Source organism: Paenibacillus sp. JT22N12, from assembly GCF_056269365.1.
In genome coordinates this window covers 377943-390693 of sequence record NZ_JBWDNU010000002.1, presented here as the reverse complement: position 1 = coordinate 390693, position 12751 = coordinate 377943, and the positions used below count along the sequence as shown (strand labels likewise).

The 12751-nt window shown below is 52.4% G+C and carries 11 protein-coding genes; 1 reads left to right on the top strand and 10 read right to left on the bottom strand.

From position 1 onward, the window contains the following. Positions 1 to 93: 93 nt before the first annotated feature. The 9 genes from AC0YOA_RS07410 to AC0YOA_RS07370 all read right to left on the bottom strand — a co-directional run bounded on the left by AC0YOA_RS07410 (position 94) and on the right by AC0YOA_RS07370 (position 9444). Positions 94 to 1167 carry an EpsG family protein gene (locus AC0YOA_RS07410; protein ID WP_475786056.1) on the bottom strand — a complete coding sequence of 358 codons (1074 nt, stop codon included), beginning with the start codon at positions 1165 to 1167 and terminating at the stop codon, positions 94 to 96. A gap of 49 nt (positions 1168 to 1216) precedes the next feature. Further along, on the bottom strand, positions 1217 to 2113 hold the full coding sequence (locus AC0YOA_RS07405) for a glycosyltransferase family A protein (protein WP_475786628.1): 897 nt from the start codon (positions 2111 to 2113) through the stop codon (positions 1217 to 1219). Between the two features lie 5 nt (positions 2114 to 2118). Next, on the bottom strand, positions 2119 to 3219 hold the full coding sequence (locus tag AC0YOA_RS07400) for a glycosyltransferase family 1 protein (protein ID WP_475786055.1): 1101 nt from the start codon (positions 3217 to 3219) through the stop codon (positions 2119 to 2121). Further along, the gene (locus AC0YOA_RS07395) at positions 3158 to 4333 is read right to left on the bottom strand and encodes a glycosyltransferase (protein ID WP_475786054.1); all 1176 of its coding nucleotides are present in this window, start codon (positions 4331 to 4333) and stop codon (positions 3158 to 3160) included. The genes AC0YOA_RS07400 and AC0YOA_RS07395 overlap by 62 nt, the downstream gene beginning before the upstream one ends. Next, a complete protein-coding gene (locus AC0YOA_RS07390; protein ID WP_475786053.1) occupies positions 4296 to 5462 on the bottom strand; it encodes a glycosyltransferase family 4 protein in 1167 nt (388 codons plus the stop codon). The genes AC0YOA_RS07395 and AC0YOA_RS07390 overlap by 38 nt, the downstream gene beginning before the upstream one ends. Before the next feature lie 25 nt (positions 5463 to 5487). Beyond that, a complete protein-coding gene (locus AC0YOA_RS07385; protein WP_475786052.1) occupies positions 5488 to 7314 on the bottom strand; it encodes a polysaccharide biosynthesis protein in 1827 nt (608 codons plus the stop codon). Positions 7315 to 7541: 227 nt separating this feature from the next. Then, positions 7542 to 8201 carry a CpsD/CapB family tyrosine-protein kinase gene (locus tag AC0YOA_RS07380; protein ID WP_475786051.1) on the bottom strand — a complete coding sequence of 220 codons (660 nt, stop codon included), beginning with the start codon at positions 8199 to 8201 and terminating at the stop codon, positions 7542 to 7544. Next, entirely contained in the window at positions 8191 to 8934 is a 744-nt protein-coding gene (locus tag AC0YOA_RS07375) for a YveK family protein (protein ID WP_475786050.1), read from the bottom strand. The genes AC0YOA_RS07380 and AC0YOA_RS07375 overlap by 11 nt, the downstream gene beginning before the upstream one ends. A 96-nt stretch (positions 8935 to 9030) precedes the next feature. Then, positions 9031 to 9444 (bottom strand): helix-turn-helix domain-containing protein, encoded by a 414-nt coding sequence (locus AC0YOA_RS07370; RefSeq protein ID WP_210038020.1) that lies wholly within the window; start codon positions 9442 to 9444, stop codon positions 9031 to 9033. A 182-nt stretch (positions 9445 to 9626) separates the two neighbouring features. Between AC0YOA_RS07370 and AC0YOA_RS07365 the strand changes: the two genes are divergently transcribed. Next, positions 9627 to 10508, top strand: coding sequence for a metallophosphoesterase (locus AC0YOA_RS07365; protein ID WP_475786049.1), 882 nt, complete (start codon positions 9627 to 9629; stop codon positions 10506 to 10508). A gap of 32 nt (positions 10509 to 10540) precedes the next feature. Here AC0YOA_RS07365 and AC0YOA_RS07360 read toward each other — a convergent pair whose 3' ends face one another. After that, positions 10541 to 12667 (bottom strand): right-handed parallel beta-helix repeat-containing protein, encoded by a 2127-nt coding sequence (locus AC0YOA_RS07360; protein ID WP_475786048.1) that lies wholly within the window; start codon positions 12665 to 12667, stop codon positions 10541 to 10543. Between the last annotated feature and the right edge of the window lie 84 nt (positions 12668 to 12751).

Sequence of the window (12751 nt, the reverse complement as noted above, 5' to 3'; positions counted from 1 at the left end):
GTCACCTTTATTGGTTAAATTCGGGGTACAAAGGCGTACGCTTCCGCTTCTACAGACTATTTCCGCCTGCTCCGCCGGCTGATCACCAGCCCTTCAGAACGGCCAGCTCAAATAATTGCTTTGGTAGTCGAGGCCCAGCGTGATGACACTCTCATAGAAGAAGAACACCAGGTACAGGACAACGATAGCGTAATAAATCAGCTTCTGATCCTTCTCCCGGAAGCCTTTGACAACCAATGTCATCAGAATGATTTGGTAGAGGGTGAAATAGATGGCCATCCTGGCAAAAATCCAGTTCTGCGTGGAAATGACCATCAGAATGAAACCCAAAAGAGATAAATTTACGACAATGTCGGCATGAGCAAAGGTCTCCCGCAGCTTCTCCCTGCCCAGGTAAGCGATCACGAGCGGCACCGCGTTAATCAGAACTCGGAGCACATTGGCTCCGCCCTCGGAGAATGTGCTGTACTCCCCGTACTGCGTATCCTTGAGCGCTGAGAACAGCAGTTCCGAGAACTCATTGTATCCAAACACAATCGCAATGGCGACCAGAAGCATTCCGAAGGTCGTGCCCGTCCATGCCTTGCGGCGGACGATAAAGTAGAGCGGAACCATAATAAGCGCGCTTTGATGAAAGAAGGATGCCGCCAGCACCACCATCATATATTTGTACATGCTGCCCTCGAACAAATATTTCGACGCCGCAAACACGATCGCAGCCGCCAGATACTGCCTGATCCCGTTCATGGAAACAAGAAAGGCGCCAGATGTGATGTAAAGGTACAAGCCGAGCTCGAACAGCCGCGTATAACGGTACAGGACGACTACAATAAGGGCATTCGTAATCAGCGCGGTTGCAAATATGAGCGTCTGGGGGTCGGCGGAGAAGTTCTTCAGCGCCATCTGAAACAGATTAAAGCCGATATCCTTCTGCTGTACGACATAGTCCCACCGGAAATCGGTTTCCCTGTAGCTGTGCATATAGAAGAAGGTGTCGCCGATATTAATCCGCAGCCCCGCAACCAGAATAAGCGTGAACGCAGCCAGGGCTGCCATCAGCTTGTTTGGGCTGACCATAGCAGGCCCGGACGGAGAAGGTACGGCAAAATATCTGGCCATCCAGCCAAAAGCAAACACAAGCAGCAGATTCATCCATAATATCGACATTTGCCATTCCTCCTTTCGTCCGGGATCCCGATTCATCAATGCCTCCGGCTCAACTGCCCAATTGATTCATCGCCGCCCTGTTCGTCCGGCGAATGTACAGATAAAGCAGACAGCCCGGTGGCAGAGCGAGCAAAGTGGTCCATTTGCATGGAGATTCGCGCAAAAAACGGCGGTTGTTGGCTATCAGGCTGCTGGAGACATAATGCGTGCATTCCCGCAGCCGCTCCTTGAACGATGGCGCATACCGCATGGCGATTTTACGGAAAAAGCTGAAGCCCCGCGGGTTTCGTTTGTACTGGTGGATCATGTTCATGCTTGAGCCGTCCGGTCTGTATTCGACCACACATAACGGCTCATTCATCACCAGCAGCGGAAACTGCTGATCGATCAATATATATTTGCAGGAGAGGGGGCAATATTTCTCCCCCTGGAAGATCGGATAAGGCGGGAAGGTCCGGGTAAGCTCGGAGCGGTACACCAGCTTCTTGTCCCCCTTGACGCCATGCTTCGCGTAAAGATCGGTAAGCGTGGAAGCCTTAAGCCCTTCCGGCATCGCCGTTCCGATCCATTTGCCGTCCGGCGCCATATCCAATCCCACGATTCCCGCATACTGCCCGCTGCCATGCGCTTTCCAGAATGAGGTGATCCGCTCCACGGCATCGTCCGGCATGTAATCGTCGGAATCAATGCAGACGTTAAGCTCGGTATCGATCTTCTCATAAGCGGTGTTATGCGCTCCGTGCATGCCCTGGTTATCCTGATAATAATAGCGGATCGGCACCATGCCTTCCCTGACCCAGCCTTCGACAAACGTCCGCGTATCATCGTCGGAGCCGTCATCGATAATAAGCCACACAAAGTCCCGGCAGCGCTGGCGCTTCAGGCTCTCATAGCACAGATGCAGGGTGTAGGCTCTGTTATAGGTGGGTGTAAATACAGTCAGCATCGGGTTCAATGCGCTTGCCTCCCCTGGCTGCCGGCGGCGGCTAATTGATTCATGTAATAATCGCTGAGCCACTTGGCCATGGACCCCGTGTCATATCCGTGCCTGCGCAGCGCCTCGGATGTGTCCTCGTGCTCATAGGTCGTCTCCAGAATACGCTTGGCCCAGACTTCCGGCGCTTCCTGCAAGCTCACGAATTGGAGCCTGCCCGTCACATCGGCCTCGGTCGTAACCGCATCCGATACGATGCAGCGGAGACCGGCGGCCTGCGCTTCAACAAGCACGACGGGAAGCCCCTCGAAACGGGAAGGGAACAGAAACAGATCCATGCCCTGCAGCAGTCTGGAAATATCCGAACGGACACCCAGAAATCTGACATGCCCGGTCAATCCCAGCTTCTCCACCTTGCGTTCTATGCCCGGCTTCAGCTCGCCTTCACCTGCAAGCACCAGCAGCGCTTCCGGATTCAGCCGGTGTACCGCCTGGAACACATCAATGAGATACTCATGATTCTTCTGGTGCGTGAACCGGCCGATATGGCCAATCACCAGGCGCCCCTCCGCATCAAGCTCATCACGCACCGAGCGTCTGACCTCAGGCCGAAAAGCAAAATCCTGAACGGGCACAGCATTGTGCAGCACAATTAAGGGGAGCTGTCCCTGTATCCGTCTTCCGAACAGCCACTCCCCGGCTTTGCGGGAGCAGGCAAAATAGCCATTGGGATGGTCCTTCATAAAATGCCTGGCATACAGACGAAACGGCAGTTTCCTGTCAATCCCGAGGTCGCTCAGATGACTGTGGGCGATGCGGCAGGGAACGCCTGCCTTTCTGGCTGCCCGGAGCACGAAGCTGCTGTTCTCATTAATATGGGCATGCACCAGAGCATACTCCGGATGCTCCGCAAAAAAAGCGTCCAGCCGCTTGAAATACAGCCGGTAAGAGCCGGGTCTGATCTGCGGCATATGATGGATTCTGCCGCCGAGCGCTATAATTTCATCATCGTAATGGCCTTTCCCGGAGCGATGGACCATGAAATCAAACTGGATGCTATTGCGATCCATTTGCCTGTAGTAATTCATGATCATCGTTTCCAGTCCGCCCCGATTCATCACGGTCACCACCTGCAGAATTCGAACCGGTTTCAGAGCTCATCCCCCCTTTGGATCTGATTCTCATTGCATTCATTGCCTTAAGCATGATATAGAGGCTCAGCGGAAGCTTCAGCTTGGCGCAGGCAAAAAATATCCGCCATGGTGCCGCGCAGTAGGCAAGCTCAAGCCCCTTAAGAGCTTCGCGGAATCGCGGACGGGCCACCAGCCTGCGCAGGGACCTGATTTTGCCGGGCAAGGAAGCGGGATTACCGGCGCTGATGATATGCAGACCCAACCCCACAATGTTCATGCATATCCGATTGGATAGAGCCGCGCGGAATTCAGATGGCAGCCGATGCTCGTCAATAAAGGCTTCCATAAGCCGGTACTGCTGCTCGAACTTCTCAACCAGCAGCGGATTGTAAAGCGATGTAATGGAGTCTGAATTTACGCGCCAATAGTGATAGAGCGGACGGTTTATAAAGACAAATGCTTCCGCATGGGAAAATGCATGAATATTAAACAGCGTATCTTCATTCCTGCCGACAATATGGAGATCGATGAATTTCAGCGCTTTATCCTTCAGCATTGCGGAGCGGTACAGCTTGTTCCACACGGTTCCCCAGGCGTCCAGATAATCCGGCTGCGCCAATTCCTCCCGCAGCGGACCGACAAGGCGCCGCAACCATCTGGATTGGATCTCTTCCCCCCTGCTGACGGCTGCATGCGGCAGATCGAACCTTTTGACCCGCGAATGAGTACCGAACTCACGGATGTAGCCGCACATGACAATGTCGGCCCGCTCCCGGACAGCCGCTCCAACCAGCTCCTCAAACATGGTCCGCTCCACCCAGTCATCCGGATCGACAAAACCGATAAACTGGCCCTCCGCCGCCAGAAGCCCGGCATTGCGTGCCGCTGAAACGCCGCTGTTCGGCTGATTGATGACAACGACTCTGCCGTCCTTCCTGGCATATCTCTCCAATATGGCAAGACTTGTGTCCTGCGACCCGTCATTTACGGCGATAACCTCCAGGTTCACATAAGACTGGTGCAGCAGGCTGTCCATACATCTGCTCAAATATTTCTCCATATTATAGATAGGCACGATTATGCTGACTTTGGGCTTCATTTCCATCCTCCATCATGTACGTTGAATAGACCTTATCCAGCTCCTTCACCACCTGGGAGATGGAATATGCAGCCACGTCGTGAAGGCTCATCGCACCCATCCGCCTGCGCAGCTCCTCCGATTGATAAAGCTCAAGCAAGCGGTTTGCGAACTGCGGGGCATCATCAGACGGAACAATGAATCCGTTTCTCCCGTCCTTTACCAGCTCCGAATGTCCCCTGTTCGCGGTTGCCACAACCGGCAGGGCGCAGGACATCGCCTCCATAATGTTGACCGGCAGTCCCTCCCGCAGACTGGAGGCAACGGCCGCATCGCACATGGGCAGCAGGCGGTCGATATCGTCGCGGTAGCCGATAAAGTCAATCATGCTCCGGACGCCAAGCGCTGCAGCAAGGCTTTGGCACTCCGCAAGCAGCGGTCCATCTCCGGCAAGCAGCAGCTTCAGCGTCGGGGCCTGATCCTTGATCCGGGCGACTGCGCGGATCAGCAGCTGATGATTCTTGTTGCCGTTGAATTCAGCGGCGTAGAAGAGCAGAAATTCATGCTTGCCGTAGCGGAAGCCTTGGCGCAGCCGGTTCCTCTCCTGCAAGCCGACAGGTGCGAAGCGCTGGGTGTTGACACCGACGCCATGCACGCGGACCAGCCGCTTCGCTTTGAACCTTCTTGCGGCCGCGAGGGTGTAATCCTCTTCGTTGATGGTAATAAGACAGTCCGTCCGGCGGGCAAGAGTCTTCTCGATCGGGTAGTACAGCAGCCAGTTCAGAAGCGGAGCGCCCTTGCAAAAGTGAAAGCCGTGTGCAGTATACAGAACACTCGTGCCGCTTCTTCTCGCGCTGCGTGCAGCGAGCCGGGTCAAGACGCCGCCCATTGGCGTATGGCAGTGAACAATCCGGTAGTCATTCCTCTCCATGAGGAGCTTCAACTGCCTGCAGCCCTTAATATTAGAAAGGCGCAGCGGTGAACGCTCGATGGAAAGATTGAATTTCTGATCTGTAAACGGGAGCTCGCTGTCGCCCTTGGCCGCGACATGCACTTCCCAGCCCTGCTCCTTGAAGCGCCGCATGACCGGCAGATGAAACGCTCTGAAATGCGTATCCAGCGTCGCGACAAATAGTATTTTCGAAGGCATGCGGGTGCACCTACCAATCTTCAGGTTAACCGGATACGGACAGCAGCTCCGGAACGGCGATTTTATGATTCGCGAAATCCAGCAGCATTTGTCTCAGCTCCGCTTTGGTATGGGTATGGTAAATCGCCAGCAGATTCTCAATGTCGCCGAAGTCTACTTCGGAGGATTTTCCCACATAAATTTTCGGGTAGACCTGCTTCTCATGAACCTCTCCGGCGGATAGCAGCTCCTCGAACAGCTTCTCTCCCGGCCTGACTCCCGTGTAACGGATGCCGATCTCCTCCACCGTGTAGCCCGACATGCGGATGACGTTTTTGGCAAGCTCCATAATTTTCACAGGCTCGCCCATATCCAGCACAAATATTTCCCCGCCCTTGGCAAGCGCTCCGGCCTGAATGACCAGCCTGGAAGCTTCGGGTATGGTCATGAAATAACGCACCATATCCGGGTGGGTAACTGTTACCGGCCCTCCCTGCTCAATCTGCTTCTTGAACAGCGGGATAACGCTGCCCCGGCTGCCCAGCACATTCCCGAAGCGGACGGCCACAAAACGGGTGGTGCTGTACCGGGCCATATGCTGAATGACCATCTCCGCAATCCGCTTGGTCGCGCCCATGACACTCGTCGGGTTAACCGCTTTGTCCGAAGAAATCATGACGAATGTGCCGACACGATAATGATTTGCCGCCTTGGCGACATTCAAGGTGCCGATGATATTATTCTTAAGGGCTTCCTCCGGATTGCGCTCCATCAAGGGAACGTGCTTATGCGCAGCGGCATGGTATACCACATGAGGATGATGGGCATTCATGACCGACATCATTTTGTCCGCATCCTGCAGATCTGCAATTTCCGTGATGAATTCAATATCTGTCTTCCCGAACATTTCCTTCAGTTCCATTTCAATCGTATAGATACTGTTCTCCCCATGACCAAGGAGAATCAGCTTGTCCGGGTGGAAGCGGGAGATTTGCCTGCATACTTCCGAACCGATGGAGCCTCCGGCACCGGTCACCAGCACCACCCGGTTGGTGACATATTCCGAGATGCTGTCTATGTCAAGCTCCACCGGCTCCCTTCCGAGCAGGTCCTCCACCTGCACGTCCCGGAATTGACTGACGGAAACCTTGCCGGTCGCCAGATCCTCCAGCATGGGAATGATTTGCGTCTTGGCCGTTGTCTTGGCGCATTCGCGGATAATCCGTTTGAGCTGATTTTTATTCAATGAAGGTATCGCGATGACAATATGGTCAATGGCCAGCTCCCGGGTCTTCTCTTCAATAGCCGCAATGCCGCCAATGACGGGAAGGCCGAGGATATCCAGATGATGCTTCTTCGCGTTGTCGTCGATAAACGCCACAGGCATCAGCTCCTTGTCCATGCTGCCGAGCAGCTGCCTGGCCACCATCGTTCCAGCGGACCCCGCTCCTATGATAAGCGTGCGTTTGCGGTCCCCCTGCTGTCCGATATAGGTATCCCGCAGCAGCCGCCAGCATAGGCGTGAGCTGCCGATCAGCAGAATATGCAGCATCCAGGTCACCCCAAGCAGCCGGAAATAGACATCATAATAGAGGAGCTGCTGGATGCAGGCTGCGGTCACAATCGACAAGGTAATCGCTTTGGCAATATTGAGCAGCTCCCCGAAGCTGGCATACTCCCAGGCCTTCTTATACAGCTTGTAGAGAAAGGCGAATCCATGATGGCTCAGAAGCAGCACAATGGAGCTGCTGATGATTGGAACCGTAAATACGTTTAATGTGGCGCTAACCAGAAAGCGGCTGAAGAAAATGGCTGTCAGTACAATAAAGGAATCCATGAAAATCAAGAAAAATAGCCGTTGTCGATAGGTCAAAGTCAGGTTCACCCTTTCCATGCGATTAGTACAGCCGACAAGTCTCAGCCGCTGATTGTTATTCCCATTGTTTAGAGGGCTTACCTATCGGGTCTTCCCATTAAATGAAAACCCTATAGGTAAATCTCTAACAGTCAAGAGATTTAACCTTGTTTATACTGCCGCTTGTTGTTCTTTATAACGAACGTAAATTCACACTGACAGATGGATAAGAAGCAGCGGCTCCTTCAGCTTCTGTTCAACACGGCGCCGATGATCGTCGCTCCGGCAAACTCCAGCGAACGTTTGGCTTCCAGCGCTCTGTCCTGCCTGGTTTTGCCGCTTGTGAACAAGAGAATGACTCCGTCGCATCTGGCAGCCAGCGCATTTGTATCATGGTGGCCAAGAACCGGAGCGCTGTCGAAAATCACCTTGTCGTAATGGTCCTTCGCATACTCCAGAACCAAAGCCATCCGTTTGGAGTCCAGCAACTCGATTGACTGATACATCAGGGGACCGCTTGGAAGCAGATCCAGCTTGTCGATCTCCGTATGGTGGATCGCCTGTTCCGGATCCACCTGCCCGGCCAGCACATTTGTGAGTCCAGCTGCCGTCTCAAGATTAAAGACATGCTGCAGGACAGGCTTCCGGATATTCGTATCCACCAGCAGCACGCGTTCTCCCTGCTGTGCCATGCATACCGCCAAGTTAACGGCAGCGGTTGTTTTGCCCTCTCCTGACAAAGGCGATGTGACAATAACGGAGTTGACCGTTTTTCCTCTGGAGGCATAACGGATATTATTGCGTATTGCCTTATACTGCTCCGCAGAAGCGGAATGAGGATGAAGATAGCTGATCAGGCAGGCGCTTACGGCATGTTTTCCCGGTTTATTTCGTTTATGATCCAATCGTTTCACCCCGCAGCGCTAAACTTTTCTTCTGCTTTTGCTTGCCAGGCAGCTTCCGCACCTTCATTCTCGAGACCTGCCCAAGCACCTGCAGGCCCAGCACTTCTTCGATTTCCTGTCCGGACTTCAAGGAGTCGTCCAATGAATCCCGCAGGAAGATCAGGCCGATTCCAATTGCCAGACCAGCCAGGAAGCCGGCATACAGAATCCGGTTGCTCTTGGGATTGATCGGCACAGGATTGGCAAGCGACTGTGCATCCGTCAATACTTTTATCGAAGTAAAATTCAGCGTTTCACCAGCAAGCCGTGTGAATTCACGAACGACAGAATTGGCAAGAGCGGCTGCAAGCGCAGGATCCGCATCTGCGACGGAAATGATTGTAATTGAAGATCCCTCCACCGCGGTGACGCCAATCTGCTGCCTTAACGCCCCGGGAGAGCGGTTAATGCCAAGATCCTCGATGACTGCATCCAATACGATCGGTTCTCTTATCATAACTTTCAGGGTGCTCATCGTTTCCGGGCTATCTGCCCCGATAATAATCCTCGATGCGGCGCTGTATAGAGGCGTTTCAGGAATGGAATGGTAGGCATAACCCAGTATCGAAAATAATACCGTCGATACGGCAGCAATCCACAGGCGCTTTCGAATGACGACAAACAAAGCCTTCAGATTAATCTCTCTTCCCGGTGTTCTTCTAGCGCTCCCGTTTCCGAGCCTTTCCGCTTCCATCAGGTCACCCGCTCTTTGCTTTTGTTTTTTATAAAGAACAATATGACTCCATATTAGTTCTTTATATAGAACATGTCAATACAGCAATGCGACTAATTAACCATAATTAATATGCAGCACAATAAAAGTGGATGTTTTGTTATACCTGTTAATATGGAGACAGGCATCCACATTATGTTCTTTCCATTTCTTAAGCACGATAAGATCCTTGGTTTCGTTCATATCCGTCCTGCTCATGCCCTCGTTGACAGCCTTGCGGATGATTGTTTTCCATTCTTCATCCAGAATATCATCCATTTGAAGCCCCGGCTGGTCGCGGTCCTCCAGCAGGAATTCAATGCTGGTATCCAGAGGAGCGGCAATTTTGGCCAGCATCTGAAGCGAAGGATTATTATGCACATTTCGTTCGATATAACTCAAATAAGATTTGGAAACACCTGCAAGGTCGGCAAGCTCTGTTATAGAGTAGCCTTTTTTTACCCGCAGACTTTTTATCCGGTCTCCAATCATAGGAATCTCCCTCATCTTTGTTAATGTCGAGGCGGCTGGACCGCAAGCATGCGCCTGCTTGTAATTTGCATCACCTCGCCGTTTGCAATACAATCATTGTAGTTCTTTATAACGAACATATCAAGGCTTCTCAGGCTATATTTGCTATAATGTCAGTAAAACAGATAATAGTAGGAGTTCATATGAAAACAGAACGATATATAACACGGCGTACCTTTCTCAAAAAAAGCGGATTATTATTCGGCGCCTTGCTCGCAGCCCCGATTGCAGGTTTTAGCTATACGCGGTACATGGAGCCGCGGCTGATTCGGATTGTAAACAAAAAACTGGCCTTTCGCAATCTGCCTGGCTCATACGAAGGCTTGCGGATTGTGCATTTCAGCGATGTCCATCTGGATTTTCATTACGGTCTGGACCGGATGGAGGGTCTCGTTGCAAAGCTCCGGGAGCTTCAGCCTGATCTGCTCTGCTTCACAGGCGATCTCTACGATAATTCGGTGGGATCAAGCAAAGAGGAATGCTCCCGTCTGCTGGGCCAGCTGAAGGCGCCTCTTGGCAAATGGGCCGTGCTTGGAAACCATGATTATACGGCAGGCGCGGAGGCTGTCACCTCGATTCTGGAGAACGGCGGTTTTCGGGTGATGAACAACAGCTGGGAGCCGATCGGGCACGAAGGGCAGCCTTTGCGGATTGCGGGAATTGACGATGTCCTGCGGGGCAGCCACGATTTTGATGCGGCTCTGCCGCCAAACGGCAAAGAGCCGTTCACCATTTTGCTTGCCCATGAACCGGATATGGCGGATGAGGCGTTAAAATACAATGTCGATCTTCAGCTGTCAGGACACAGCCACGGCGGACAAGTGCGTCTGCCCCACTTCGGCGCCATTTTCACACCTGAGCTTGCGCGCAAATATCCGGATGGGTTGTATGTACTCGGGGATGAGAAAAAATTAACGCTTTACACCAATCGGGGGATAGGCGTCTCCACCTATCCCGTCCGCTTCTGGTGCCGGCCGGAAATCACCGTATTGACATTGACTGGCGGTCCTCGAACCGGGTCCTGATCCGCTTACTCAGCGGCAGCCGATGCCTGCGGTCATGACTTGGTGTTGCCGGATGCCTTATCGTTGCTCTTGAGCGACAGGATGGCGGCGTGCAGACTGTTGTTCTTGATCGTATAGGCCGGAGCGCCAACGCCTGCATTGACGGTGGAAATGCCTACTGCCGCAATATTAGAAACAACCCGATTGCCAACAACGGAGGCTTTCAAAATATCGAACGGATCGCCGCGCTTCCAGTAATCGTTCAGCTTGATCAATTCCATACTTGTACTCGTCAGCTTGTCGGCCATAATCGAATTGTTCTCAAGCGTGACATTCGCCGCGGCTTGAACATTAATCGCCTGTGAGTTGCCGCGAACCTTAAATACGGAATTTTTGATTGTCAGATCCAGCTGCGGATGCTCGCCCAGAAAATTCGTATTGACTGTGGAATTGGAGATAAACGTGCATTTGTCAAAAACATACTTGCCGCCGGCCACGGCTTGAATTGAGCCGAATTTGCCGCCTTCCGCCCCTTCAAGCATACAACCGTTGTAGGTCCCCGGCGGCAGCGAGAGCCCGTATTCGGAATTGAAGCCAAGCACCTTCAAATTGTCGAAAATACTGCCAACCGCGCCCCCTACTACAGCCCGCAGCGTCGGTTCGCCATGAATCGTCATATTCGTGATGCGGATTGGCTGACCCCAGACCGCTAACCCCGAATCGCTTTTCTTATTGTTGTACATCGTAATATTCGAAACGCTGACCCCGAACGGAACCTTCGACGTTACCGCAAACCGGGAATCCTTCAGCACCATCCCGTCGATCGTTATATTCGGACCCTCAAAATACGTGTAGGAATCGTTCATTTGATTGCCGATGAACGCGGCATCGTTGGTGGCGGATATACGCGAGCCGTCAAAATGATTGTTGATCACCCGCGCTCCCGTGAACGGCTCTGATACCGCAAGACCTATCGCTCCCTTGGATCCCAGTTCATTGCCCTCCACCACCGCATCACGGCCATCATAGAGAATAACGTCATATGCGGCATTATTATAAAATCGATTGTTTTTAATATTAATATTGCTGTTCCGGTTGCCGTTCTCGCCGAAGCCGCCTTCCACATCGATGCCGGACTGCGGTGCGACGCCTTTGATATCATGAAGGATATTTTTGCTGATGGTCACATTGTCCGCGCCGCCGACAGTAATGCCCTGGCGCCGGTTAAAGGCGAATTCCGAGTTGGTGACGAGCGCATTGCGGGTCAAGGCGCGGTTCCAAAACTCCATATAAGCGCCTTTGGTGCCCGCTTTGGCATAGACCAGATGAAATGAACTGGCCTTCGCCGGAATATCAATCAGATCCCGCATTTTCACATTTGGCAGCTTTTTGATAAAACCGCCGGCTGCATTGTAGAAAACTAAATCGACAACATTCGGCAAATTAACCGGATTGGCAAGTTCGAACTGACGCTCTGTCTTGAAAATCGGATTGGAGAAATCAAGCTGCGCCTTCGTTCTGATTTTTTTCGCATCCGCGACTGGACGGCCGAGGCCGTCGATGCCTCCTGAGACGAAATTTCCTTCATACAGGTCCTTGACCAGCGTATTTTTCCCTCCCAGAGCCAGACCGTCGCCCGTAAGATTAATCGCTTTGATGCCGTCGATGGTCAGGTTAATGGCTCCTTGGGTCTGAATGCCGTATCCGCTCTCATGTGTCCCTGAGGTATGCGGACTGTCTTTTTTCGTAAAATCATGAGTATCTTTGTCACCGCGGTAGGTTCCGCCCTTGAGCGTTACATTATCGGCCCCATAGCCGATATACATGATCTCGTAGGCTTCGCGTCCGTTTGTCTCTTTCTGGAGAACTGCATCGTTTGGCAGCTCGAAGCGCATGTTCCCTACCATATTGATCCGGCTGTTCTTGTCGATCAGGTATTTTCCCGAAGGCAGCGAAGCAGCTTGAATATTGTTCTGGTGGGCCCATTGCAATGCGGCATTGATTCCCTTCGTCGTCTCTACCGGATGTGTCCCGTTATTATAAATCCCGAACCGGGAAAGCTCGATCAGATAAGGAATCCGAGCTGATTCAGCACCTTCTGCCGTTGTCGTCGAAAACCCCGGATGCCATACGAGCGATATCATCATAATGAAGGCCGCTGCCAACATTTTGATCTTCATAACTTGTCCCTCCCCTATGAATATTGTCGAAGCATGAGGATGAAATAACAAAGAGAGAGTCCTGATCAAGCTCTTTGTTATTTT